Origin of the sequence: Pseudonocardia sp. MH-G8, assembly GCF_002262885.1 — a bacterium.
Classification (GTDB): Bacteria; Actinomycetota; Actinomycetes; order Mycobacteriales; family Pseudonocardiaceae; genus Pseudonocardia.
Map to the genome: position 1 here is coordinate 81,125 of NZ_NKYF01000027.1, position 25,664 is coordinate 106,788.

General features: G+C 69.9%; 21 protein-coding genes. 11 read left to right on the top strand and 10 right to left on the bottom strand.

Features of this window, described 5'->3' with window-relative positions:
* Positions 1–73 precede the first annotated feature (73 nt).
* Positions 74–1,060, bottom strand: a complete 987-nt coding sequence (locus tag CFP66_RS37670) for an ABC transporter substrate-binding protein (RefSeq protein ID WP_158228369.1) — start codon at positions 1,058–1,060, stop codon at positions 74–76.
* Between the two features lie 544 nt (positions 1,061–1,604).
* Here CFP66_RS37670 and CFP66_RS48255 point away from each other — a divergent pair.
* Positions 1,605–2,090 (top strand): hypothetical protein, encoded by a 486-nt coding sequence (locus tag CFP66_RS48255; RefSeq protein ID WP_158228370.1) that lies wholly within the window; start codon positions 1,605–1,607, stop codon positions 2,088–2,090.
* Positions 2,087–3,550: a sodium:solute symporter gene (locus tag CFP66_RS37680; protein WP_158228371.1), complete on the top strand. Its 1,464-nt coding sequence runs from the start codon at positions 2,087–2,089 to the stop codon at positions 3,548–3,550. Before CFP66_RS48255 ends, CFP66_RS37680 begins: the two co-directional genes overlap by 4 nt.
* 18 nt (positions 3,551–3,568) lie before the next feature.
* Here the strand turns inward: CFP66_RS37680 and CFP66_RS37685 are convergent, their stop codons facing one another.
* The gene (locus CFP66_RS37685) at positions 3,569–5,518 is read right to left on the bottom strand and encodes a GAF domain-containing protein (RefSeq protein WP_143517506.1); all 1,950 of its coding nucleotides are present in this window, start codon (positions 5,516–5,518) and stop codon (positions 3,569–3,571) included.
* A gap of 42 nt (positions 5,519–5,560) precedes the next feature.
* Positions 5,561–7,531 (bottom strand): AMP-binding protein, encoded by a 1,971-nt coding sequence (locus CFP66_RS37690; protein ID WP_094930147.1) that lies wholly within the window; start codon positions 7,529–7,531, stop codon positions 5,561–5,563.
* Between the two features lie 214 nt (positions 7,532–7,745).
* Between CFP66_RS37690 and CFP66_RS37695 the strand changes: the two genes are divergently transcribed.
* Both CFP66_RS37695 and CFP66_RS37700 read left to right on the top strand, forming a co-directional pair.
* Positions 7,746–8,996: an LLM class flavin-dependent oxidoreductase gene (locus CFP66_RS37695; protein ID WP_094930148.1), complete on the top strand. Its 1,251-nt coding sequence runs from the start codon at positions 7,746–7,748 to the stop codon at positions 8,994–8,996.
* A gap of 1 nt (position 8,997) precedes the next feature.
* Positions 8,998–10,284 (top strand): bifunctional 3,4-dihydroxy-2-butanone-4-phosphate synthase/GTP cyclohydrolase II, encoded by a 1,287-nt coding sequence (locus tag CFP66_RS37700; RefSeq protein WP_094930149.1) that lies wholly within the window; start codon positions 8,998–9,000, stop codon positions 10,282–10,284.
* Positions 10,285–10,303: 19 nt separating this feature from the next.
* Here the strand turns inward: CFP66_RS37700 and CFP66_RS37705 are convergent, their stop codons facing one another.
* The 5 genes from CFP66_RS37705 to CFP66_RS37725 are packed head-to-tail and all read right to left on the bottom strand — an operon-like array spanning position 10,304 to position 14,964.
* The gene (locus CFP66_RS37705) at positions 10,304–11,380 is read right to left on the bottom strand and encodes a LacI family DNA-binding transcriptional regulator (protein WP_094930150.1); all 1,077 of its coding nucleotides are present in this window, start codon (positions 11,378–11,380) and stop codon (positions 10,304–10,306) included.
* Positions 11,381–11,431: 51 nt separating this feature from the next.
* The gene (locus tag CFP66_RS37710; protein ID WP_094930151.1) at positions 11,432–12,196 is read right to left on the bottom strand and encodes an ABC transporter ATP-binding protein; all 765 of its coding nucleotides are present in this window, start codon (positions 12,194–12,196) and stop codon (positions 11,432–11,434) included.
* Between the two features lie 18 nt (positions 12,197–12,214).
* The gene (locus CFP66_RS37715) at positions 12,215–13,036 is read right to left on the bottom strand and encodes an ABC transporter permease (RefSeq protein WP_094930152.1); all 822 of its coding nucleotides are present in this window, start codon (positions 13,034–13,036) and stop codon (positions 12,215–12,217) included.
* Positions 13,033–13,893, bottom strand: a complete 861-nt coding sequence (locus CFP66_RS37720) for an ABC transporter permease (RefSeq protein ID WP_143517507.1) — start codon at positions 13,891–13,893, stop codon at positions 13,033–13,035. The genes CFP66_RS37715 and CFP66_RS37720 overlap by 4 nt, the downstream gene beginning before the upstream one ends.
* A gap of 48 nt (positions 13,894–13,941) precedes the next feature.
* Positions 13,942–14,964: an ABC transporter substrate-binding protein gene (locus CFP66_RS37725; RefSeq protein WP_158228372.1), complete on the bottom strand. Its 1,023-nt coding sequence runs from the start codon at positions 14,962–14,964 to the stop codon at positions 13,942–13,944.
* Between the two features lie 545 nt (positions 14,965–15,509).
* Between CFP66_RS37725 and CFP66_RS37730 the strand changes: the two genes are divergently transcribed.
* Positions 15,510–16,520: an amidohydrolase family protein gene (locus CFP66_RS37730; protein WP_094930155.1), complete on the top strand. Its 1,011-nt coding sequence runs from the start codon at positions 15,510–15,512 to the stop codon at positions 16,518–16,520.
* A 32-nt stretch (positions 16,521–16,552) separates the two neighbouring features.
* The gene (locus tag CFP66_RS37735) at positions 16,553–17,545 is read left to right on the top strand and encodes a Gfo/Idh/MocA family protein (protein ID WP_094930156.1); all 993 of its coding nucleotides are present in this window, start codon (positions 16,553–16,555) and stop codon (positions 17,543–17,545) included.
* Positions 17,546–17,607: 62 nt separating this feature from the next.
* Here the strand turns inward: CFP66_RS37735 and CFP66_RS37740 are convergent, their stop codons facing one another.
* Both CFP66_RS37740 and CFP66_RS37745 read right to left on the bottom strand, forming a co-directional pair.
* Positions 17,608–18,279 (bottom strand): GntR family transcriptional regulator, encoded by a 672-nt coding sequence (locus tag CFP66_RS37740; RefSeq protein WP_158228373.1) that lies wholly within the window; start codon positions 18,277–18,279, stop codon positions 17,608–17,610.
* A 55-nt stretch (positions 18,280–18,334) separates the two neighbouring features.
* Positions 18,335–19,387 (bottom strand): asparaginase, encoded by a 1,053-nt coding sequence (locus CFP66_RS37745; RefSeq protein WP_094930158.1) that lies wholly within the window; start codon positions 19,385–19,387, stop codon positions 18,335–18,337.
* Positions 19,388–19,468: 81 nt separating this feature from the next.
* Between CFP66_RS37745 and CFP66_RS37750 the strand changes: the two genes are divergently transcribed.
* The 5 genes from CFP66_RS37750 (at position 19,469) to CFP66_RS37770 (ending at position 25,656) form a co-directional block, all read left to right on the top strand.
* Positions 19,469–20,740 carry an MFS transporter gene (locus CFP66_RS37750; RefSeq protein ID WP_158228374.1) on the top strand — a complete coding sequence of 424 codons (1,272 nt, stop codon included), beginning with the start codon at positions 19,469–19,471 and terminating at the stop codon, positions 20,738–20,740.
* Positions 20,741–20,786: 46 nt separating this feature from the next.
* Entirely contained in the window at positions 20,787–22,046 is a 1,260-nt protein-coding gene (locus CFP66_RS37755) for a S9 family peptidase (RefSeq protein WP_143517509.1), read from the top strand.
* Complete coding sequence (locus tag CFP66_RS37760; RefSeq protein WP_094930161.1) at positions 22,043–22,666, top strand: cysteine hydrolase family protein; 624 nt, start codon at positions 22,043–22,045, stop codon at positions 22,664–22,666. The genes CFP66_RS37755 and CFP66_RS37760 overlap by 4 nt, the downstream gene beginning before the upstream one ends.
* 88 nt (positions 22,667–22,754) lie before the next feature.
* Positions 22,755–24,251, top strand: coding sequence for an aldehyde dehydrogenase family protein (locus tag CFP66_RS37765; RefSeq protein WP_094930162.1), 1,497 nt, complete (start codon positions 22,755–22,757; stop codon positions 24,249–24,251).
* 22 nt (positions 24,252–24,273) lie between these two features.
* On the top strand, positions 24,274–25,656 hold the full coding sequence (locus tag CFP66_RS37770; RefSeq protein WP_094930163.1) for a dihydroorotase family protein: 1,383 nt from the start codon (positions 24,274–24,276) through the stop codon (positions 25,654–25,656).
* Positions 25,657–25,664 lie beyond the last annotated feature (8 nt).

A 25,664-nucleotide genomic window follows, 5' to 3' on the forward strand; every position in this document is an offset into this window, starting at 1 on the left:
CGACCTCTGCCTGGCTCTACCGCCATACGTCCTCAGTCCTTTCCCGACATGGCCGTCGCTGCCGACGCACCGGTCAACGGCAGCCGGCCGCCTCGGTGGTGGTGTCGGTCGCCTCGCGCAGTAACTCGGTGTTCAAGGTCGTGGACCAGTCCGGGACATCGCTGATCTGGCCCAGCTCCACCTGCCGTTCGGCGAGCCCCTGCATGTACTCCTGGACGCCGTCGAAGTACTCCACCTGGACATTCATCCGGGATGCGGCGTCCTTGATCACTTCAGGCGGGACATCGAAGCCGATCGAGCTGTAGTACTGGGTGATTGTGGCGTAGGCGGCATCGGGGTCAGCACGCCATTCGCGGGCGTTGGTGAGAAGTGCTCGAACGATCTGTACGGCCTCTGCGCGATGGTCGTCGATGAATTCCTGACGCATCCCGATGAACACCGGCAGCGGGTCGTAGTCGGTGAAGTCGGCGATTCGCCGCCCGATACCTTGGGAGACGGCCACTGCGTTGTACGGCTCGACGTTCACCATCGCGTCGACCTGCCCCTGTGTCAACGCGGAGACCATGTTGTTGACCGGGATGTTCACGAGCTCGTAGTCGCCCTGCTGCAACCCGATACTGGGCAGGATCTGCCCGACGGCGACGTCGCCGATGCTCGATCCCGCCTGAATGGCAATCTTCTTGCCGCGCAGGTCCGGAAGCCCCTGCACAGCGGAGTCCTCTCCAGCCACGATCGCGGTGGTGCCCGCCACGGTGCCGACCATGCCGACCGCGACGATGTCGGACTTGTCCGCTCCGGTGTTCAGGGTGGGGCCCGCGAAGGTGCCGACGTCGGCCTGCTCGGCGACCATGAGATCTCGGACCCGGTTCCCGGAGTCGACCTGGATCTCCTGCAACTGCAGGTTCTCCTGCTGGAAGCAGCCGTTCTGCACAGCGGTGTAGACGGGCATCCCCCACACGTTGGTCTGGTAGCCGAGCCGTACCGCCCCGGTGTCGGAGCCGGAAGTCGATCCGGAGCAGCCGCACGCGAGGACGGCCACTGCCGCCAGGGCGTAGAGCACGCGGCCGATGGGCGTTCGTCGGACGGGTCCCGAACTGTTCCGGTAGCGCAACGTCGTGCTCCTTCTCGCTGGCGCCGGTGGAACTCCCGAGCCGGCGGCGTCATAGGTGCGGACAGATGTCGGGTGGCTACGCGCCGCGCGACGGGAGCGGCGTGCGGTAGCGGCGCCGTTCGACCCTGCTCCGTCGAACGGCGTGAGTCCTCCGCCAGACCCTGCTGAGACCGCGGATCGAGGGCGGATGCGTGGTCGTCGTGCGGTGTTCGGGCCGGTGCGACATCGATCGCGGGATGCCCTACTGGTGCCTGGATACTGAATACGCCTGCGCATGTCAAGCACAGCTCAGCACCCGACAGTCCGAACGGTGACCTCGCAAAATGCCTGAAACGTGCATGCGCATCTCGAAGCGTGCGACACCCTCCGTCGGAGCTGCGAGCAGTCAAGAGGGTCGCGAACAGGGTCTGCCCGCCTCGGTTGTGGCGAGGAACATTGATGGGCCGCCCCGCCCCGCCTCTAATGCGGGGTGAGCCGAACCCGATGGAGGGCGGTGGACGTGCCGGGTACCGCCGAGAACGACCGGAACGAGGCGCGCGTCCTGCGATGTCTGTTGTTCCGTCGCCAGACGCTGGACGTGCTGTGCGACAGCCTCGGGCTCCAGTGCCACGAGGTCCGGGACGCGCTGGACGTCCTCGAGGCGGCCGGTCTCGTGCGACCGCGGGGCCGTGTCGGAGCGGGGATGCTCGCCTTCGACCTCACCGAGGCCGGGCAGACGCGTGCGTTCGACGGCCTGACCGAGCGTGAGCGCGGTCTCGCCGAGCACGGTCTCGCACCGGACGACCTCGAGTGCCTCCGGCGCCTGGCCGGCGGCGGCGCGCCCGCGCGGCGCCCGGAGTGCGAATGGGGCGTCGGCGCGACGCGGCAGCGGCTGTGGGAGGCGGGCCTCGTCGACGTGCTCGGGTTCATCCGCCCGCGCGTCGTGCTGACCGACCGTGGTCGCTCGCTGCTCAGCACGATCGGTGCCGGCCCGGGATGATCGCCACGGTCTGGATCTGGGCGTTCCTGGTCGTCTACACGGTCGGCATGATCGGCCTGGGGCTCTGGACGCGGCGCTGGATCGACGACGACGAGGACTTCATGGTCGCCGGTCGCGGACTGTCCTGGCCGCTGCAGGGCATCGGCATGACGGCGATCATCGTGGCCGGGACGACCGGCGCGACGGTCGGCGCGATCGGGTACGCGAGCGGCTACGTGGCGCACTGGTGGATCACGGGATGGATCCTGGCGGTGCTACTGGGGGCGTTCACGATCGGGCCCTTCGCGCGGCGCACCGGTGGTGTCACCCTCACCGAGTGGTTCGAGGCGAACTTCGACAAGCGGGTACGCGTCGTCGCCGGGATCGCGCTGGCCATGGGCCTGCTGTTCTCGCCACTGGCGAACATCCTGGGCGGCGGTCTGATCCTGTCCGGGCTGATGGGGATCTCACCCGAGTCCGCCGTACTCATCCTCGGCGTCAGCGGCGTCGTCTACCTCTACCTCGGGGGCATGTGGGCGACGGTGTTCTCGGACATCGCGCAGTTCGCCTTGTTCGCCGTCGCACTACTGGGCGGCACGCTGTGGCTCGTCCTGCGCGACGGCGGTATCGGGATGCTGTCGGCGAACCTGCCGCCGGACTTCTTCAACCCGCTTCCGCACGGGCGGTTCGCCGGCATCGACTGGACGGCGGGCAGCGCGTTCGGGCTGTTCTTCCTGATGCTGTGCCTCACGTTCGGCGGGACGTACTGGCACCGCGGCGCCGCCGCCCGATCACCCCGGGAGGCGACGAAGGGCTGGCTGCTCGGCGTCGCGCTGGCGCTGCCGTTCGCGATCATCATGCCGCTGTCCGGCATGTACGTCCGCGCGACCGGTGTCTCGCTCGACGACCCGCAGCAGGCGTTCGGCGTCTTCATCGCCGAGCTCCCGCCGGTCGCGGCCGGGGCGATGTTCGCCGGCATCGTGGCCGCCACCATGTCGACCGTCGAGGTCGGTGTCGTGGCCGGGGTCAGCGTGCTGTTCCGCGACGTTGTCGAGCGCGGCTCGGGACGCAGGTTCGGCGCGGAGCAGAGCGTGCGCTGGATCAGATGGCTGACCGTGGTCTACGGAGTGGTGGCGATCTTCGGTGGCATTCTGCTCAACCGCGTCAGCCCCGGAGTCGGCGCGCTCGTCGGGATCGCGTTCCTCAGTGCGTTCTCCGCGGCGCTGCTGCCTTCGGTGTTCGCGACCATGCTCGGCCGCCGATTCTGCGGCAAGGAGGCCTCGCTCCTCAGCATCGTCGCGGCGACGCTCTACACGGTCTACAGCCTCGTCTCCGGCACGTACGCCGAGGTGCACCCGATGTTCGTTGCCGCGCTCATCGCGACAGGGGTGTACGTCGTGGTCATGGTGGTGGTCAGGGTGACGGGCCCGTGGTGGGGGCGCGGCGCGCACGCACGTCGGACCACATCCGCCCATCCATGAGGAGCAAGACCCACTGGGTCAGTCCCCGAGAATTGCCTCGATCATGAGGGCGAGCTGGACGTGGAGCAGGACCTGCGGGTCGGCGAGCTCGACGTCGAGCAGCCGCTGGATCCGCCGCAACCGGTAGCCCACGGTGTTTGGGTGCACGTGGAGCTTCTTGGCCGTGAGAGCCGCGTTGCAGCCGTGTGACATGTAGGTGCGCAGCGTCAGGCCCAGCTTGGCTTGGTGCTGCACGTCGTAGTCGTGCACCCCGCCCAGCACGGCCTGCGCGAACGACTGCAGCTCGCGTGGCCGCTTGACCTGCAGCAGGAGGCGGTAGGCGCCGATGTCGTCGAGCACCACCACCCGATCGCCGCGATCGGACTGCTGCACGAGGTCGAGGACGCTGCACGTGAGCCGGTAGGCGTCGCCGTACTCCTGGACGTCGGTGCACCTCGGGCCGACGCTGATGGTGGCCGTCCAGCCACCGGCGTAGGCCAGGACCTCCCGGCGCAGGTGGTGGGCGAACTGCGCGGCGGAGCGACCCTGCACGTCGCGCCACAGCACCACGACGTGGTCGCTGCGGGTCGCGGTGAGCGTGGCGCCCTCGCAGGCCGCACCGGTGCGCTGGACGAGCGAGAGCAGCGAGCGCTGGGCGTAGGCCTCGCGGTCCGCGTGCACGGCGTGGGGGTCGTCGCCATGTGCCGCATCGCGGCGGATGACGAGCACGGTGTGCGGCTCGGCGAGATCGGCGCCCAGCTGGCGGGCGCGGGCGTGGAGCGCCTCGCCGAGCGGCCCTTCCACCTCGAGCAGGTCGTCCAAGAAGTCGCGGGACAGCCGCCATTCCACCTCCTGCGCCGTCCGTTCCTTGAGCAGCGCGAACGCGACGACCGCGGCGGCGCGGACGAGTGCCTGGCAGTGCCGGTCCCCGAACGGCACCCGCGGGCAGAGCGCCCACAGGTGGCCGGCGACGTCCTCGTCGACGACGACGGGCACGACGAGCCCCTCGGGCTCGAGCGGGTCGTGGCCGGGCCCGATCACGACGGTCCTGGCATCGGCCGCGGTGCCCGCGCGCGTCCTGGCCCGGCGGTGGACAGCGGCGACCGACCCGTCCCGCGCGCCGGCACCTCCCGGGCCAGCGGCCGCCGCGAGCAGGTGACCGGTCGCATCGTCGATCGCCACGGTGCACCGGAGCATCGCGGAGAGCTTCTCGGCGATGGCGGCCAACCCACCGCCTTTCAGCACGACGCGCAGCAGCTCGCCGTGCTTCGCGTTGGCGTGCTCGATCGCCTCGAGCTCGGCCCGCAGGGCCGCCGACGTGTCGTGGTGCCCCTCCACCTGCTCGTACGCCTTGGTCAGCCGTCGGGTCGTCTCGATGGCGAGCCCGGCCTGGTTCGCCATGCTCTCCATGAGCATGATCTCGCGAGCGGTGAAGTCGTGCTTCTCGACCGTATAGCAGTTCAGCAGGCCGAAGGGGATCTGCCCGACGACGAGCGGGACGGAGAGCAGCGATGCGTAGCCCTGCTGCGCGGCGACCGCCTCCCAGGCCCGCAGGGCTGCGTCGTCGAAGATGTTCAACACCGACGTCGGGCGCTGCGAACGGAAGGCCCGGCTCGTCGGGCCCTCGCCCGTGTCGCCGGGCCCCACGGGGATCGGGGTCTGGGCGTTGATGGTGTCGACGTACTCCTGCGACAGTCCGTAGGACCCCTTGATCACCAACGACTCGCGCTCCGGGTCCTCCACGAAGACCGCGCAGAAGTCGTAGCCGGTCAAGCGCGCGGTGGCGCCGGCGATGAGGTCGAGCAGCTCTTTGAGCGGTGCGCCACGGTTGGCCGCCCTCGTGATCTCCGCGATCGCGTCGAGCCACGAGCTGAGCTCGGCCGATGTCGGTTCGCCCGCGAACAGGACGGCTGCGTCGGGCGGCTCCTGGTGCACCACGACGCGACCCCCCTCCGACGACGACGGCGTGCCGGTCTGGTCGCAGGGCACCCTAACTCCTGGCCCGGGGAGCGGCGTCGGTTCGACCACGATTCACCCGGCTGCAGCCCCCGTCGCCCGCGGCCACGGCCCGAGGACCGAGGGGTCTTCCAGCGACGTCAGGTCGCCGGGGGGCAAGCCGAGGTAGGCCGTCCGCGCGATCCTCCGCAGGACCTTGCCGTTGCGGGTCCTGGGCAGGGCGTCCACCACGTGCACGGCACGGGGAGCCATCGCCTTGCCGAGCGCGGCGCTGATCCGGTCCCGCAGCGCGGCCGCCGCGGCTTCACGGTCCTCGCCCTCGCGCAGGACCACGAAGCAGACGAGGGCCTCGCCCTTGACGGGATCGGGCACGCCGATCGCCGCCGCTTCGACCACGTCGCGTTCGGCCACGAGCAGCGACTCGACCTCGGCCGGCCCCAAGCGTTTGCCCGCCACCTTGATCGTGTCGTCCGAGCGGCCCAGCAGGAACCAGTAGCCGTCCTCGTCCACGTAGGCCAGGTCGCCGTGGTGCCAGACCCCCGGGAACCGACGCCAGTAGCTGTCCAGGTAGCGCTCACCGCCGTCCTGCCAGAACCCCGCCGTCATGCCCGGCCACACCGACCGGACGACGAGCTCGCCGACCTCGCCGCGGACCGGTCGGCCCGCGCCGTCGACGACGTCCGCGACGACTCCCAGGGTGGGGCCCGCGAAGGACGCAGGCTTGACCGGCAGGTAGATCGAGCCGGACACCAGGGATCCGCCGACCTCGGTGCCGCCGGAGATGTTGACGATCGGCGTGCGGGCCTTGCCGACGTGCTCGAAGCACCAGTTCCAAGGCTCGATGTTCCACGGTTCGCCGGTCGAGGCGATGGCCTGCAGGCTCGGCAGGGCGTGCGCGTCGGCCCAGGTGTCGTCGTTGCCCATGAGCGCTCGGATGACGGTAGGGGAGACGCCGAGCACGGTCGTCGCGGTGCCCTCCGCCACTGCCCACAGGCGATCCGGGTTCGGCCAGTCAGGCACGCCCTCGAAGAAGACAGCGGTTCCGCCGTTCACCAGGGCCGCCGCGATGAGGAACGACCCCATGATCCAGCCCATGTCCGTCAGCCACAGCACCGCCGAGGTCGTCTCGACACCGAGGGCGTGCCGGGCCTCGAGGGCGACCTTCAGCGGCAGGCCGGCATGACTGTGGACACACCCCTTCGGCTTGCCGGTGCTGCCGGAGGTGTAGAGCAGCAGGCAGGGAGCGTCGGAGGCCATCGGCTCGGCCCGCCGCACCGGCTCGGCGACCGCACACTCCTCGTCCCACCAGTGGTCCCGGCCCGCAGCCATCGCCACGTCGGCCCCGAGCCTGCGCACGACGAGGACCGTCTCGAGGGTGTCCAGACCATCGACGGCGCGGTCGACGACGTCCTTGAGCCGGACCGGACGGCCCCGGCGGGGGAAGGCGTCGCACGTGACGAGCAGCGTGGCGCCCGAGTCGACCAGGCGTTCCCGCACCGCGTGCGCGCCGTACCCGCTGAACAGCGGCACCACGACGGCGCCGATCTTGGCGGCGGCGAGCACCGCCGCGGCGGCCTCGGGCACCATCGGCAGCAGCACGGCGACCACGTCACCGATTCCCACGCCGTGCGCTCGCATGGCGCCGGCCGCGGCGTCGATGCGTTCCTGCAGGTCGGCGTAGGTCAGCGTCCGGATCGCGCCGTCGTCGCCCTCCCACCGGAGAGCACAGGAACCGCCCCGGCCCCGGCGGACCCAGCGGTCGACCGAGTAGTCGGCCCAGTTGAGCCGACCGCCCGCGAAGAAGCGCGGGTGCTCGATTCCCCGGGACAGGTCGACGACCTCGTCGTAGGGGTGCATCCACGTGATGCCGACGTCCTGCTCCCCGGCCTCCCAGTACCAGGCCGGGGCCTGCGCGGCCCGCTCGGCGAGGGCGCGGGGATCGTTGATGCCGTACCGGGCCGCCATCCGGCCGGCGGGCGATGCGGCGAACGCTCCGGTCGGGGGCGACCAGGCCACGCCGAGTCCTGCGAGCGCGTCGATGGTCATCGGCACCGTCCTTGTCCGTCACCCGTCGGGGTGGGGGCGGGAGGGTTCAGTGTGCGGCGCTCCCGCTGGTAGCCGGGTTGTTCGGGCACACAAAGCCCCGGGCTCAGACACTGTGTCCCGCTCAGGTGCCAAGGACGAGAACGATCCGTAGCGTCGTTCGCCAGCGGGGAGGGACAGCCCCGATGCCGACACACCGAGAGCGGAGCCGGCCCCCATGGTGAATGTGATCCTGCAGCTCTACCCCCAGATCGCGGCGACCCGCGAGGAGCGCATCGAGCAGCGCCCGATCGGCCGCGACGCGCAGCGGTACCAGGAACTGATCCGCGACTTCCCGAAGATCATCACGGCCGCCGACGAGCTCGGGTTGTGGGGCGTGTCCTCCATCGAGCACCATTTCCACAGCGAGGGATACGAGGTCGGACCCAATCCGGGGCTCCTGAACGCCCACTGGGCCGCGCTCACGAAACGGATCCGCATCGGCCAGCTCGGCTACACGATGAGCGCGCAGAACCCCTTCCGCGTCGCGGAGGACATCGCGATCCTCGACCACCTCGCGGCAGGCCGTTCGTTCTGCGGGTTCGCCCGTGGTTACCAGTCCCGCTGGACCAACATCCTCGGCCAGCACCTCGGCACCCGGGCGACTCTGTCGCCCTCGGGCACCCCGGACCAGATGGCGCAGCTCGACGAGGCCGGCCGCGCGGCCCGCATCTCCGACGACCAGATCAACCGCGAGATCTTCGAGGAGAACGTCGAGCTGGTCCAGCAGGCGTGGAAGCAGGACAGCGTGGAGTGGAAGGGCCGCTGGCAGGTGCCCTTCCCCTACGAGGAGGGCGTCGACTGGAGCATGACCGCGACCCGCGAGCTGGGCGCCGAGGGTGAGATGGACGAGAACGGCAGGATCCGTCGCGTCAGCGTCGTCCCCAAGCCACTCACCCAGCCGCACCCGCCCGTCTTCGTGTCCAGCAACGCCAGCAAGGCGACCGTGGAGTACTGCGGTCCACGCGGCTTCATCCCGACCTACTTCTCCAAGATCGAGAGGGCCGCCGAGTTCGGCGGAGCCTACGTTGACGCGGCCGCCGCTGCCGGCCGGACCTACGCGCTCGGCCAGAACCAGGCCCTCGTCCGATGGGGCCAGATCGCCGCGACAGCGGACGAAGCGCGCCGGATGGTCGCCGAGTACGACGGAGACATCTTCCGCGACCTCTACGCGGGCACGACGCCGATGACGTTCGACCCGGCCGACCCGGTGGGCTCGGTCCTCAACTCCGGCCTGTGGGTCGTCGGCACCCCGGAGCAGGTCCGCGACGAGTACGTGCGGCTGTGGGAGCAGCTGCCGGCCGAGTACGTGGTGCTGATCTACCACTACGCCCAGCAGCCCGCCGAGAGTGTCATCCGGCAGCTCGAACTGTTCATGCAGCACGTCAAGCCCGCACTCGACGAGCTGACGGACTACGGGCAGGCCTGACATGGACGGCAACGGCGGGCGCACCGGGCCGTACACCGGGTTCAGCACCATCGAGCAGGCCCTGCAGGAGATCGCCGACGGCGGGATGGTCGTCGTCGTCGACGACGAGGACCGCGAGAACGAGGGCGACCTGGTCATGGCCGCCGAGCACGTCACACCGGCTGACGTCACTTTCATGGTGCGCTACACGTCCGGCGTCGTCTGCGTCGCGCTCACCGGCGAGCGTTGCGACGCACTCGACCTGCCGCTGATGGTCCCGACCAACACCGAGCACCAGCGCACCGCCTTCACCCACACCGTCGACCTCGCGGTCGGGACGTCGACGGGGATCTCGGCGGCGGACCGGTCCGCGACCATCGCCGCCCTCGCCGACGAGACGCTCACCGGTGCCGCCTTCAACCGTCCGGGGCACGTCTTCCCCCTGCGCGCGCGGGCCGGGGGTGTGCTCGAGCGCCGCGGACACACCGAGGCAGCGGTGGACCTGCCGCGGATGGCGGGTCTACGGCCCGCAGGGGTGTTGTGCGAGGTCGTGAACGACGACGGGACCATGGCCCGCCGCGGCGACCTGGCGCGCTTCGCGGCACGGCACGGCCTGCCGATGATCACGGTCGTCGATCTCGCCGCGTACCGCCGCCGCGGCGGCGGCCTCGTCGAACGCATCGCCGACGCGCGCGTCCCCACTCCGTGGGGGGAGTTCCGCTGCATCTGCTACCGCTCCCTGCTCGACGGCACGGAGCACGTCGCCTTCGCACTGGGCGACGTCTCCGCACCCGGGGAGCTGCTCGTCCGGGTCCACAGCGAGTGCCTGACCGGGGACATCTTCCGGTCGCTGCGGTGCGACTGCGGGCCGCAGCTCGAGACGGCGATGACGCGCGTCGCCGCCGCCGGCCGAGGCGTCGTCGTCTACCTGCGGGGCCACGAAGGCCGGGGGATCGGTCTTGGCCACAAGCTGCTGGCCTACGGGCTCCAGGACGCAGGCCGCGACACCGTGGACGCCAACATCGAGCTGGGCATGCCGGTCGACGGCCGCGAGTACGGCGTCGCTGCGCAGATCCTCGTCGACCTGGGCGCCAGGGCGCTCCGGCTGCTCACCAACAACCCCGACAAGTACGGCGGGCTCGAGGGCTACGGGCTCGAGGTCGTCGCGCGCGAGCCGTTGCAGATCGCGCCGAACCCCGAGAACCTCGTCTACATGCGCACCAAGAAGCGCCGACTCGGGCACCTGCTCGACGGCGTGGACGATGCCGCGGTACCCGCGGAGTTCCTGCAGGTCCGGGCCCAGCACTGAGGCCGTGCGCCAGTCGGTGTCATGAGTTGCGGTCTCTCGGGCGGTCGACCGTGGAGCGCTTCACCAAGCTCGTCGGGAACAGCTGCTCGCGGCCCGCACCGATGTCCTCGTTGTGATCGATGCGCTCGGCCAGCATGCGGGCGGCCGCCCGGGCCATCTCATCGAACGGCTGGCGCAGCGTGCTGAGCTGGAAGACCTCCCAGGCTGCCATGGGTATGTCGTCGAAGCCCAGTATCGACACGTCCTCGGGGATCCGGACGTCGAGCGAGCGGGCGGCATCGATGGCGCCGAACGCGACGATGTCGTTTCCGCAGATGATGGCCGTGGGCGGGTCTGGCAGGCGCAGCAGGCTGCGCGCATGCTGGTAGCCGCTCTGGTGCGAATAGGTGCCTTCCCGCACCAGCTCCGCATCGAGGGCGACGCCTTCGGCATCCAGCGCCTCTGTCAGTCCGGCCATCCGATCCCGGCTGGTCGAGGTGTTGGAGGGACCCCGGATCACCCCGATCCGGCGGTGCCCGAGCTTGAGCAGGTGCCGGCCGCCGACAAAGGCCCCTCCGTTGTTGTCGCTGATGACGCGGTCGACGTCCAGGCCATCGATGTATCGGTTCAACAGCACGAGCGGCAGGCCGCGCATCCGGAGCGTGTCCGCCAAGGCCGAGCGGAGCGTTGCCGTGGTGACGATGACGCCGTCGATCGACCGGTCGAGCAAGCGGTTGAGCGCGTCCTGACCGGTGGGGACGTCGGTGCGCTCGGCGAACAGCACGATGCGGTAGCCGAGGAGCTGCAACTCGTCGTGGATCAGATTGAGGAGGTGGGGGAAGAACGGGTTCGTGAGATCGGCGACCACGATCCCCACAGTGCGGGTGGACCGGGAGGCGAGGCTGCTCGCCAGGGAGTTCGGCACGTAGCTCAGGCGGCGTGCAGCCTCCTCGACCCGCCGCCGAGTCTGCTCCCGGACGCGCGGGTCACCGCGTAGGGCCCGCGAGACGGTCGATTGTGAGACGCCGGCCTCACGGGCCACGGTCCAGCTCGTGGTCGCCTCGACGCCCTGCGTCGGGCCGACCCGGCTCGGAGCCGGGGAGGGTTCTGCGGTCATCACGTCCGATCGTCACTACTCGCCGGCTGGCGGGTCATCCGTACGGCGCGCTCACTCCGATGGTGAGCCCGTCATCGCCGTGGCCCGCATCTGCTCGAGCCGAGCGAGCACGTCGGCCTGAAGCATCGCAACCGCGGCATCGGACTGCCGCCGCGGGCGGGGGAGGTCGATCGTGATGTCCTCGTAGATCCGGCCGCCGGGCTGCAGGACGATGATCCGATCGGACAGTTCCACGGCCTCGACGACGTCGTGGGTCACGAACACGACCGTCTTCCTGGACTGCGCCCAGATCTCCTGGAGCTCAGCGCGCAGTCCGCGAGCGGTGATGGCGTCCAGGTGGCTGAACGGTTCGTCCATGATGAGCAGGTCGGGCTCCACCGCGAACGCGCGGGCGATGCCCACGCGCTGCTGCATGCCGCCCGAGAGCTGCACGGGGAAGTAGTCGCTGTGCTCGGCCAGACCCACCATGTCAAGGTAGCGCTCGACCCGCTTCGTCGTCGCGTCGTCCGTGGAGTCCTGGACGTACAGCATGTTCTTCTGCACCGTGCGCCAGGGGAGCAGCCGCGGGTCCTGGAAGACGTAGCCCATGCGGGCCGGTGCACCGCTGTCGCTCGTGACCGAGATCTCGCCGGAGGTGTGGTCCTCGACCCCCGAGATGATGTTGAGCAGGGTGCTCTTCCCGCACCCCGACGGGCCGACGATCGAGACGAAAACCTGACCCCGGACGTCGAAGGAGATGTGGTCCAGCACGCGGTTTGCGCGCGCGGTGCCCGCGCCGAAGGTCTTGCAGAGGTTGTTCACCGTCAGGACGGCCATGTCGTGGTTGCCCTTCTGTCAGGAGGTCGTGTCCCTCCACCGGAACGCGTGCTGCGCAGCCCGGTTGAAGACAAGGCGGTCGAGGATGATGATCACGCCGACGAACAGCACGACCCAGGCGGCGAAGCCGGGGTACTGGTTGGCGTCATACCAGTAGCGGGCGCGGTGGCCTGCACCGCCCGACCCGCCGAACCACTCGGCGAGCAGCACGCCGTTCCAGCCCATGATGACGGCGAACCGCACGCCTGCCATGACATAGCCGGCGACCGCGGGCAGGTCGAGGTGTCGGACGCGCCGCCCAAGCGGCACGCCATACGACGACGACATGTCCCGCAGATCCCGGGACACCCCCTGCACGCCCTGCGCGACGTTGAGGATGACGAACGGGAGCGCGGTGAGGAAGGTCGTCACGATCGGCGACGTGTGCCCGAACCCGAACCACATCACCGTGAGGAATGCCCAGATGATCGCCGGGATCGAGAGGCCGACGATGACGGGACTCTCGAAGAAGGCCCGGGAGAGCTGGGAAAGCCCCATCACGACGCCGACGACGACGCCCACTGCGGTGGCGAGGAGTACCCCGGCTGCGAACCGGTACATCGTGTCTCCGAAGTTGCCGAACACCTCTTGACGGCTGAGCTCCTCGACAAGCGCCGCCACGACCTCGACCGGGCCGGGCACCCGCTCGAAGACCGCCGACAGCAGGATCCAGAAGAGCAGCGCGGCCGCGTAGAACGTGATGCGGGCGGCCCGGTCCGACGTGAGCGTGCGCCGCCAGGATGGCGTCGCGCTCTCGATCTCGCTGGCGGAACGGCGGCGGACCGTCGTGCTGTCGCTCATCTGAGGGTCACCCTCTCCTCGGGCCGCCACGCGAGCAGCCGGTTCTCCAGCTTCCGCAGCCCCAGGCGCTCGATGACGAGCATGAAGGCGATGAACAGCAGCATCCAGGCGAGCACCCCGGTGATGGAGAACAGCTGGTACTGGCTGCGAATCTGGAAGCCGACGCCGTTGCTGCCGCCGAAGACCTCGGTCAGGGCCTCTACCTTCCAGGCGACCGCGAACGACATCCGGACGGCCGCGAAGACGAACGGAACGATCGCCGGGACGAACACCTCACGACGAATCTGGCGGGGCGAGCGTCCGAAGGCCTCACTCATCTTGACGAGCGACTGGTCGGTCCCGCGAATGCCCTCCGCCACGTTGATCGCGATGTAGGGCGCCGAGACCAACGCAACGGCGAGGACCGGTCCCAGGTCGGAGATGCCGAAGATGATGAGCGACATGACCGCGTAGACGAGCGCGGGGATCGTGCCCGCCACTGTGACGCCGTCGTGGAAGAAGGCCCGCCAGTAGTCGTAGCGTCCCATGAGGTAGCCGACCGGGGCGCCGAACACAGCGGCCACACCGAAGCCGGCGAGCGTCTTGCTCACGCTGGCGAGGAAGTCCTCGAAGAAGTCGCCGCTCTCGACTATCGACCACATCTCCTCGCCGACCTCGGCGGGCGGCGGAAGGACGTCGGAAAAGACGTACGCGGAGGCGAGCTGCCACGCGGCCAGCATCGCCACCCAGCCGGCTGCCAGCATCCCCAACCTGCGCCACCTGCGTCGGGTAGCGGCCCGGCGGGCGAGGTGCTCGCCTTGCTGCCACGTGACCGCGGGCCCGGGCGACGAGCTCTCGAGGGTGGACGGTTCGGACACGGTGCACCTCCCTTCGTCGGCGCTGTGGGATCAGGACGGACGGTGGGATCAGGAAGCGATGGGGCCCGACTCGACGATGGTGAAGCTCGTCGGCGGCGCGTCCTCGTCCATGAAGCCGGTCTCCTTCATGAGGTCGAACAGCCGCGTCTCCTCTGCGACCCACTCCTGGTCGAGCTGCGCCGTCGGGGCGAACCAGTCGTAGCGGGTGTCCAACCAGTCCCTGAGGAAGGCTGCCTCCTCCTCGCTGCGCACAGCGAAGTCCTCCGGATAGGCCGCGATGATCTCGTCACGGTGTTCTTGCCACTTCGTGATGCCGCGATCCCACAGGGCGATGAGGAACTGGGCTTCCTCGGGGTTCTTCTCCACCCACGCCTTGCGGGCGACGAAGACGTTCGTCTGCGGGTGAGTCGTCGCCGCCTTGTCCACGGCGAAGTGCTCGGCGTACATCTGCGCCGCGGACATGCCGTCGTAGACCGGGCGCACCGCACCGCTCATGAGGTCCGGGATGGCGAAGTCGGGGAGGCACAGGCAGGCGTCCGCGTCGCCGCGCGCGACGAGGCTCGAGAGGTTCTGGACGTCGGTCACGATGAGCTCGTAGTCGCCGCCGCCAGCACGCAGGTCGGTGCCGCAGAACTTCTGGGCGTACATGCCCCAGATCAGGGTGATGGACACCGCCGTGTAGGTGGCGATCTTCTTGCCCTCGAGGTCGCAGAGGTTCTGCGCCGGGCTGTTCGCGCCGACAGCGAGGACGCTGCGGTCGCCGTTGTACCTGCCGAAGATCGTCGCCGGGTCCCCGGTCGCCTCTTCCAGGTCGGGGACCTCGTAGGTCGCCGCGGAGATGACGTCCGCGTGACCCCCGGCGTAGACACCGAACTCATCCCAGGAGGAGGAGGTAATGACCTGCATCCCCGCCTGCTGCTCCATCTCCTGTTTGATGCCTTCGCTCTCGAGCCACTTCCAGACCGGGTCCGGGGCCATGACCATCCGCACGGTTCCATTGGCGTCCGCGACCTCGGTCGCCTCGTCGGCGCCGGATCCCGATCCGCACGCCGCGCCGAAGAGGGAGACCAAGGCGACCAGTGCGAACCACCTCAGCCGGACTGCCCGGCTGCCTGTAGAAAGCTTGCCCATCTCGTTCGACCTCTCCTGGTCCGACGCGACGCTGCGTCCTGCGTGATGGATGTGGGTCGTGAGGGGACCGATGCGATGTCGGGCCGTGGAGGTCGAGCACCTGGTGCGCACATGATCAATGTGACCTGGGTCGCACCCTCCTGGATGACTGTGCCTGCCGCGCTATGCATTCGTCAAGCACGAACCCCGAGCAAGCAGGAACGAGAGACTGGCGGTCAGGTGCGGCGACGCGCAGGAACGTGATCGGGCTACTGCTGCGCGTGTGCTTGCTGACCTCGGAAGTTCGCGCCGTGCTCGAGTCTCGAAGTTCTCAGCTGAGCAGCACTGGCCGGCATGGCCCTTGACATGACTGCGGATGCATCCAACGATGCGGATCAGCGCACACCTCGCCCGGAGGCGGGCGGAGGAGACAACCTGCTCTCCCTGGACGGCGAGCCCCGCCAACGGGCGACGCCTGACATCGAACGCCCCGAGAGGACACGGAGATGAGCCGCTCACACGGTCGCACGGTGGACATCCACGCCCACGTCTTCACACCCGCCTGCCAGGAGCTCGTTGCGGGGTTGATGTCACCCGAGTACGAACCGTTCTCCTACTGGGCAGGCGCCGAAACCAACGAGTACCAGGCCGGCCACATGGCCGACATCCTCCCGAAGGCGACAGATCCGGCGGTGCGCATCGCGGACATGGACGCCATGGGAGTGGACGTGCAGGCCATCTCCGTCGCGCCGCCGCAGTACTACTACTGGACGGACGTGAAGCTCGGCCGGAAGCTGGCACGGATGCAAAACGAGAACCTGGCATCCATCGTCCACGACCATCCCGACCGGTTCGTCGGCCTGGCTACCGTTCCGATGCAGGACGTGTCCTCCGCGGTCGCGGAGCTCGAGTACTGCATCCGCGATCTGGACTTCCGCGGCGTCGAGATCAACACGAACATCTTCGGGCTCGACCTCGACGACCCGCGCTACCGGCCGTTCTTCGCAAAGGCCGAGGAGCTCGACGTGGTCGTGCTGCTGCACCCGAACGGCTTCACACACGGGGAGCGGCTGCAGCGGTACTACATGACCAACGTCGTCGGGAACCCGCTCGACACCACCGTGGCCGTCAACCGGATCATTCACGGGGGAGTGCTCGAGGAGCACCCCGCGCTGAAGATGTGTCTGGTGCACGGCGGCGGCTTCCTGCCCTTCTACTCCTCCCGGATGGACCACTCCTACGAAGTCCGTCCGGAAGGCCGCCACCACATCTCGCGTCCGCCGAGCACCTACCTCAAGCAGCTGTACGTCGACTGCCTGGTCTTCGATCCGGTGCACCTGGAGTTCCTGATCCAGCAGATGGGGGCCGACCGCGTCGTCGTGGGCACTGACTACCCCTTCGACATGGGGCACTACGACCCGCTCGGCCAGATCGACGGCGTCCCCGGCTTGAGCGACGAGGAGAAGGAGCTCATCCGCAGCACGACGGCAGCACGACTGCTCAACCTCAAGGCCTGACGCCTGGCGATTCTGCTTCGAGAGGGGGCTCGTTGATTCACGCGGCGATCGTCGGACTGGGGTGGTGGGGGCAGAAGATCGCCCGCGAGCTGAGCGCGAGTGACCGGATCCGGCCGGTGCTCGGCGTCGACCCCCAGCCGGCCGGGCGGGAGTGGGCGCACGACGCGGGCATGGCTGTGGCGGCGAGCCTGCAGGAGGCGCTGGACGATCCACGGATCGACGCGGTCGTCCTCTGCTCGCCCCATCGCTTCCATGCCGAACAGATCGTCGCCGCAGCAGAGGCGGGCAAACACGTCTTCTGCGAGAAGCCCTTCTGCGCGACATCGGCGGAGGCGGACGTCGCGATCACCGCCGTCGAGGCGGCAGGCGTGCAACTGGGTATCGGGCACGAACGCCGCTTCGAACCCGCGGTCATGGAGCTACAGGAGCGCTGCCGATCAGGTGATCTCGGGACGGCGCTGGTGTTCGAGGGCAACTTCAGTCAGGACAACTTCTTGGCGCTACCTGCGGACAACTGGCGGTTGTCGAGCGTCGAGGCGCCTGTCGGCCCGCTCTCTGCCACCGGTATCCACCTGGTCGACCTGGCCATCAGTGTCCTCGGCGAACCGAGCGAGGTGTGGGCACGGCTGAGCACCCGCGCCACGTCCTTCCGGAACGGCGACACCCTTTCCGTCACGCTCGCTTTCACGAGCGGAGCGACGGCGACGATCACGGCGATTCTCACGACACCGTTCATCGGCCGGGTGTGCGTGCTCGGATCCGAGGGGTGGATGGAGATCCGCGACCGCAGCCACCCGGAGAGCTCAGCCGGTTGGGATGTCACCGTGGCGCACCGCGGCGGCGTGAAGGACGAGCGGTTCGTCCCGCCGACGGCGGCCGTCCGCGACAATCTCGAACACTTCGCCGATGCGGTCGAGGGCGTCGCCGCCTATCCGGTCACGAGCGCGGAGATCCGCGCCGATGTCCGGGCGTTCGAGGCCATCACCCGTTCCGCACTGAGTGGCGCGGTCGAAGCGGTGCGGTGATCGGCCGGCACCCGCTGGCGCGGACCCGGCGGCCGGTGGGCTGATCGCCGAACGGCGGCGACCTACAGCAGCCCGTTCGCGTGCGCCTCCTCGATGACGGCCAGGGTCGAGCGCAGGTGCTGCACGGTCAACCCGATCGCGGCTTCGCGATCCCGCCGCCGGTAGATGTCCAGCAGCTCGTGGTGTTCCTCGTTGGCCTCGGCGACCTGGCGTGGGCGGGCGTCCAACGAGACGGCGACGTACCCCGCGGCGCTGTCGCGCAGTCCGGCCAGGATCTGGGACAGCCTGCTCTTCGCGTCGACCTCGCTGAACGCCGCGTGGAACTCCCGGTTGAGGTTCACCCAGATCGACATGTCGTTCTCGGTCGCCATCCGCCCGGCGAGCTCCTCGGCCCGCGTGAGTTGCTCCTCGCTGATCCGCTCGACGACCCGCGCGACCATGAGTGGTTCGAGGGTCATCCGCAGCTCGTAGATCTCCCGGACCTCGTCGATGTCCAGCCGGCGGACGATGGCGCCGCGGTGGGCGTCGAGCAGCACCAGCCCCTCGGCGGCCAGGTCGCGCAACGCCTCCCGCACCGGGGTGGTGCTCACGCCCAGCTGCCGGGCGAGGTCGGATTGCACGAGACGGGCTCCCGCGGGGAGCGTGCGGTCGAGGATGGCTGCGCGCAGGGTGGCGCGCACGTGCTCGTAGGCGGTGCGTGTGCGCGCTGGTGCGGCGAGTCGACCGATCGGCACGTGAACCTCTTGACGTCGTGTGGGGCGATCTGTGTGCGGCATCCGGCCCTCGAATCTAATCGGGTGGCCCGCCCGGCGCCCCGCCCCGGCGGGCGAACTCGTCGCGCACGCGCTCGGTGGACGCGCCGGTCGCGAGTAGTGACCACAGCAGCACCCGCGCCTTGAGAGGGTCGAGCCACCCGGCCGGCACCGCCCCGCGCGCGGCCAGGTCGCTCTCCGAGCCATCGAAGGCGTAGGTCGTGCTCAGCGTCGATCCTGCTCCGGTTCGCGTCGCGAATACGACCATCATCGTGGCGCAGGCCTCCTCGATGACGTCCGCCGTGGCGGCGGAGACATGGCCGGCGCCGAACGCCGCCACGACGGCACCGTGGTAGCCGTCTGCACGAGCGAGCCGCAGTAGCCCCCCGTCGTCGCCGAGGCAGGCGTCGATCATCGCCACGCGCGGACTGTCCCGGCGGCCGGGCGTGTGCAGGTGGGGCCAGCGGGAGGGGCGGTTCCCCCGGACGAGCATGCCCTCGCGCAGCACCGCAAGCGGCCCGAAGACCGGCGAGGTGAACGCCGCGGGATCGGAGGCGTGGGCCTTGCGCACGCGCGCCGCAGCGTGCACCTCGTCGTTCATCACCACCAGCACACCCAGCGATCGGCACTGGACCGCGGCCGCGGCCCGCACCGCCGCCAGGAGGTTGGCGGGACCGTCCGCTCCCGGTGCGCCGGGGGTGCGCATCGCAGCGGTGACGACCAGCGGCTCGGGGTGGCGCCAGTGCAGGTCCAGCAGGTAGGAGGTCTCCTCGAGGGTGTCGGTGCCCTGGATCAGGACGACGCCGGCCGCCCCGCCCGCGACGGCCTCCTCGGCCCAGGCCAGCGCGGCCAGAACGTGCCCGAAGGACAGCGACGCGCTCGGGAGTGAGGCGAGCGTCGTGGCCTCCAGCGTGGCCACCCGATCCAGGTCGGGCACGGCCGCGATCAGATCCTCGGCGCCCAGGGTCGGTACGACGCTAGCCCGGTCTCCTCCCGTGGTGGTCGTGGTGGTCGTGGTGGTCGTGGTGGTCGTGGTGGTCATCGTGATGGTCCCCCCGAGGGAGGCGACGGCAATGTCGGGCAGCGTCATCTCGTCTCCTTGCACCGTGCATCGTCGATTTTATAGGATGTGTGTCAGCAACGGAACCGGGAGTCGAAGGAGATGAACGGCATGAGCGAGCAGCCACCGGCGGCGGCGCGGGCTGCGCCCGGCTCAGGCCTCCCTCGGTTGACGCGAGCGGTCGCGATCACCACGCTCGTCGTCCTGGGGCTGTCCTACGTGCTCAATGCGATGGACCGGCAGGTGTTCCCGGTGCTCCTGCCGGCCATCCGCGACGACCTGGGCTTCACGCTCGGGCAGGGTGGGTTGCTCGCGACGATCTTCACCCTCGGCATCGGGGTGGCTGGCCTGCCCACCGGCTACCTTCTGGATCGCATCTCCCGCCGCGCGGTCATGGTGGTCGGCATCCTGATCTTCTCTGCCTTCACGGCGCTGACCGCCCTCGCCGTCGGCTACGCGGACATGTTCGTGTACCGGGCACTCTCCGGCGTCGGTGAGGCCATGCAGAATGCGGCGCTGTTCTCGGCTGTCGGCGCCTATTTCTTCGCCAGCCGCGCGCTCGCGCTGGGCAGCCTGAACTTTGCCTACGGTGTAGGCAGCTTCCTGGGGCCGCTGCTCGGAGCGCATCTCGCGACGACGTTCGGCGACTGGCGCGTGCCCTTCTACGTCTACGGTGGCGCGGGTTTCGTCGTTGTGCTGGTGATCGGGACGCTCGTGAGCAAGCGGTTCACCGAGCAGGTCGAGAACCCGGCCTCGCACCGCGGACCGGCGAGTCTCGACCACGTCCCGGCGCAGCTCTACAACCGCAATCTGCTGCTGCTCGCGGTGGTGGCGGTGGTCGTCGGGGTCGCGATGTACGGCTACATCGGCCTCTACCCGACGTTCCTGCAGGAGGAGCTCGGCTTCACCCAGGGCGACGCGGGCCTGGCGGCGAGCATGTTCGGCATCGGCGCCCTCGTGGGCCTGCCGGCCGGATGGCTGGGCGACCGGTTCAACCAGCGCACGATCATGATCGTTGCCTTGCTGGTGGGGTCCGTCGTCGGCTACCTGCTCTTCAACGGGCCCACCACGCTCGGTCCACAAGTGGCCCTGTCGTTCGCCGAGGGGGCCGTCGCGAGCGGCTTCCTGTTCGTCAACATCTACTCGTCCATGCAGCGGGCGGTCCGGCCCACGATGGTCGGGCGCGCGTCCGGGCTCTACGTCGCGAGCTTCTACATCCCTGCGGCGGTCGCCGGATACCTCTTCTCGGCGCTCGTCGACGGCACGGGTTGGGGCGGAGCCGCACTCTGGCAGCTCACCGTTCTCCCGCTCGTCGGGGTGGCCGTGCTGCTCTTCGTCGACGTCAGCCGGTTCTCCAACGCCCGCGTCTCCGCCCACCACTGATCGCTCACCGACCGTGCTGCCCACCGACCGCGAGGAGATCGAGCGCGTGAACGGCACCATCCACCAGAAGCCCGGCCCTCGCCGCTGGCACGAGCAGCGCTGGGTCATCGACTCCGTGCTCCGCACCGACGGCCTGGAGTGGGACCAGCCCCGCGTCGCCTACACCCTGCGGCCGATGGGCGTGGACGGCACTCCCGACTTCACCGTGGCCCGGTCCCGCATCACGAAGTTCGCCGACATCACACCCGTGTTCACCGAGCTGGCGCAGCTGCGCGAGCGCAAGGCGGTGGCCGCAGAGGCCGAGGGGCACGCCGTCACGGCCCGAGAGCACTTCTTCCACGCGGCACTGCTGTACGCCACGGCCGAGTGGCCGATCTGGGAGGACAGCGCCACGCTCGTCGATCTCGACGACCGCAAGAACTCCTGCTACGGCTGCTATGCCCGCCTCGCCGACCACCATGTCGAGCGGGTCGAGATCCCGTTCGGCGACGGGTACGTCCCCGCCTGGTTCCATCTGCCCGTCGGGTACACCGAAGGGCCGTTGCCCACCGTGATCGCCTGCGGGGGGATGGACGCGCCCAAGGAGCTCAACGTCAACCTGTACGGCGACAAGCTGCTGCAGCGCGGCTTCGCGGTGCTCTCCTTCGACGGTCCCGGCCAGGGGGAGGCGCCGATCCGTGGCGTGCACTTCACGCCGACGGCATGGGTCGACGCCGGCGAGGCCGTGATGCGCTGGTGCCGTTCGCGCGCGGAGGTCGACAGCTCCCGGATCGTCGGCTTCGGCCTGTCCTTCGGCTCGTACTGGATGTCCCAGATCGCGGCGACCCAGCCCGAGCTGCGCGGCTGCGTGGTCGGACTGGTCTGCCACGAGCCGGGCGGCCACATGATCTTCGAGATGGCGTCGCCGAGCTTCAAGGCGCGCTACATGTGGATGTCTGGCCTTGAGCACGACGAGGAGGCCTTCGACCGGATGGCGCAGGAGATCGACCTGCGCCCGCTGATGGCCGGCATGACGGTGCCGTGGCTGGTGGTGGCCGGTGACGAGGACGAGCTGTCGCCGATGCAGCACAGCTACGACCTCGCCCGGGAGTGCGCGAGCCCGTCGCCCATGCTCGTCTACCAGCAGGGCCGACACGCGCTGTCGCTGCCGACCCCGTCGGTGGCGCTCGGGCCGAACTGGCTGACCTACGCGGGGGACTGGTTGCTGGCGCGGGTCGCCGGCGTCCCCGCCGAGGACTACGTGGACCACGTGCTGCCCACCGGCGCGATCGAGCGCCGCCCGCACCCGAAGGAGCAGGGCCGATGAACACCCTCCCGGTCCTCCGAGACCGGCGCCCGGCCGTCGTCACGATCGACATGCACCGGGGCCACCTCGACCCGGCCGTCGCCACGATGCCACTCCCGGCGGAGACCGCCGCGCGGGTCACCGCGGCACACGCGGAGCTGCTGGCCGCTGCCCGCTCGCGCCGCATCCCGGTCGTCCACGTCGTCACCGGGTACCGGTCCGTCGAGGAGATCGCGTCCAACCCGTGGTGGTCTGCCGTCGCCGGATCCGACGCCAGCCGCGCGAACGTGCTGCACCACCAGTTGCCCGGCAGCCCCGGCCTCGAGCTGATGCCCGCGGTCCACGAGCCGGGATACGACCTGCTCGTCACGGGCAAGAAGCGCTACGACTGCTTCGCCGCGACGGACCTGGAACACGCGCTGCGCTCGCGGAACGTGGACACGCTGCTGCTGACCGGCGTCAACACGAACAGCTGCGTGCTGGCCACCGCCATCTCCGGGAACACGAAGGACTTCAGTGTCGTCGTGGTGGAGGACTGCGTCGACACGATGGACCCCGTGCTGCACGACGCGGCCCTGTCGGTGCTGCGGCAGGCGTTCGCGTGGGTCGCCCCGAGCGAGGAGATCGTGGCCGCGCTGTGAACGCTCGCTTGCATCTGCCGGGCCACGTCCTCGCCACCGTGGCGCACGGCAACGCGGAACGGCGCTTCGTGGCGAACGGAGTCCCGGGATGACCGAGAAGCTGCTGCTGCACATCGGTGGGCAGGACGTGCCCGCTGCCGATGGTCGTACGTTCGTCGTGCACAACCCGGCGACGGGCGAGCCCCTCCTCGATGTCGCCCACGCCGGCCGGTCCGACGTCGACGACGCCGTGGCCGTCGCACGGGCCGCCTTCGACGACGGCCGCTGGCGCTCGGTTCGGCCACGGGACCGGGCTCGGATCCTCAACCGCGCTGCGGATCGGCTGGCCGAGCGCGTCGACGACTGGGCGCGGTGGGAGACGCTCCAGATCGGACGGACGCTTCGCGAGATGCGGGCCCAGCTTGCGCGGCTGCCCGAGTGGCTGGAGTACTTCGGTGCCGTCGCCCAGACCGCGGAGGGCACCGTCCCGGAGTTCGGCGAGGGGTACCTGAACGTCGTGCGCCGCGTGCCGCTCGGCGTCGCCGGGCTCATCACGCCGTGGAACCACCCGCTGCTGATCACCATGAAGAAGCTGTCGGCGGCGTTGGCGGCCGGTAACAGCCTCGTGATCAAGCCCAGCGAGCTCGGCCCGGCAGTGCCGCACCGGCTCGCGATGCTGCTCGAGGAGGCCGGGGTGCCACCCGGCGTGGTCAACGTCGTCACCGGGTTCGGCGCCACCACGGGCCGGGCCCTGTCCGAGCACCCCGGCCTGGGCAAGCTCGACGTCACCGGTGGCACGGAGACCGGCCGCGTGATCGCGGCCAACGCGGGCCACGCGCTGATCCCGGTGACCGCGGAGCTCGGTGGCAAGGCGCCGGTCCTCGTGTTCGACGATGCCGACGTCGACCAGGCGGTGGCGGGCGCCCTGTTCGCCGCCTTCATCGCCTCCGGCCAGACGTGCGTGCAGGGCGCTCGCGTTCTGGTGCAGCGGGGCAGCTACGACGCGGTCGTCGAGCGGCTGGCCGCCCGTACCCGCGAACTGCGGTTGGGTGACCCGCTCGACCTGCAGACCCAGGCAGGCCCGCTGGTGTCCGCCGCGCAGCGGGACAAGGTCGCCGCCGCGGTCGACCGGGCCGTTCGGCAGGGGGCCACGGTGCTTTGCGGGGGCCGCGTACCTGGAGGTGAGGCCCTGCAGCGCGGATGGTTCTACGAGCCGACAATCCTCACCGACGTCGCGCACGACCACGACCTGTGGCGCGAGGAGGTGTTCGGCCCCGTCACGCTCGTGGCGCCCTTCGACGACGAGGCCGACGCCATCGCGCAGGCCAACGACTCGCCCTTCGGGCTCGCCGCCTCGGTGTGGACACGCGATGTCGGGCGCGCACTGCGGGTCTGCGACCAGCTCGACGTCGGCATCGTCTGGGTCAACGACCATCACCGCATCGACCCGGCGTCGCCGTGGGGCGGCGCCAAGGACAGCGGCCTCGGCTCCGAGAACGGGCTCGAGGCCTACCACGCCTACACCCGCCCGAAGAGCGTCGTCGTGAACACGGGCGCGGACCGATTCGACTGGTACGCCACCACCGGCGACCTGCGCTACTCCTGACCCGCCCCCTGAGAGGAGCTCCATGCCGGACGTCGACCTCGTGATCCGCGACGCCACCGTCGTCAGCCCGGACGGAACGCGCCGGGCGCATGTCGCCGTCGCCGGCGGCGTGATCGTCTCGGTCGGCCCGGAGCGACCTCCCGCGACCGAGACCGTGGACGCCGCAGGTCTCCTGCTGCTGCCGGGGGGCGTGGACACGCACGTGCACCTGATGGACCCGGGCAGCACGGAGCGGGAGGACTTCCCCACCGGCACCGCTGCCGCGGCCGCGGCCGGCGTCACCACGATCGTCGAGCATTCCCACGGGCAGCCAGTGCGCACCGTGGCCGACCTCGAGGCGAAGATCGACTACCTTCGCGGGCGGTCGCACGTCGACTTCGGGCTCGCCGCTCACGCCTGGCCGGGGAAGGCCGACGCCGTCGCACCGCTGTGGGCCGCGGGGGTCGCGTTCTTCAAGGTGTTCACGTGCACAACCCACGGCGTCGCGGGGCACGACGCCGCCGCTCTCAGGACGCACCTGCAGTCCACCGCCCGTGTCGGCGGCGTCAGCCTGATGCACTGTGAGGACGAGTCGCTCACCGCGGCGGCCGAGGAGGTGCTGCGCTCCCAGGGCCGTGACGACAACGGCATCCTGCTCGACTGGCGCGACCGTGACGCTGAACTCGTCGCCACCGCGGTCGCAACGTTGCTCGTGCGCAGGGCGGCCGCGCGGGCCACCATCGCGCACGTCAGCAACCCGGAAGCGGCGGAGTACGTAACAGGTGAGCGGCGCCGCGGGGCGCAGCTGGCCGTCGAGTCCTGCCCGCAGTACTTCCTCCTGCGGGAGGACGATGTGCACGAGCACGGCCCGCTGCGCAAGTTCACCCCGCCTGCCAGGGCGCGGATCGACGACGACGAGCACCAGATGTGGCGCCTGCTGCGAGCAGGCACCCTGACACACATCTCCAGCGACCACGCCCCGTCCACTCTGGAGCAGAAGCGCGCCGGCGACATCTGGAACGTGCACTTCGGGCTTCCTGGGCTGGACAGCACCTTTGCGCTGCTCCTGGATGCTGCCGCAAGGGGGCACCTGTCCTACTCCGACGTCGCACGCGTCTACGCCGAGGCTCCGGCGCGTGCGTACGGGATGTGGCCGCGCAAGGGGAGCCTGTTACCTGGGGCGGACGCCGATATCGTCCTGGTCGACCCCACAGTTCGGCGCACCCTGCGAAACGACGACGTCTTGTCGAAGGCGGGATGGACTCCCTACGACGGCCGTGCGGTGACTGGCAAGGTGGTACGTACGTATTTGAGGGGCGAGTGTGTCGCTGTGGACGGTGCGGCGGTGGGCGATCACGACGGCCGGTTCCGCCCCGGCGCCGGAGCGAGCTCCGCATATCCGAGCACGCTGACCGCAAGGCCCTGAGGGGATCC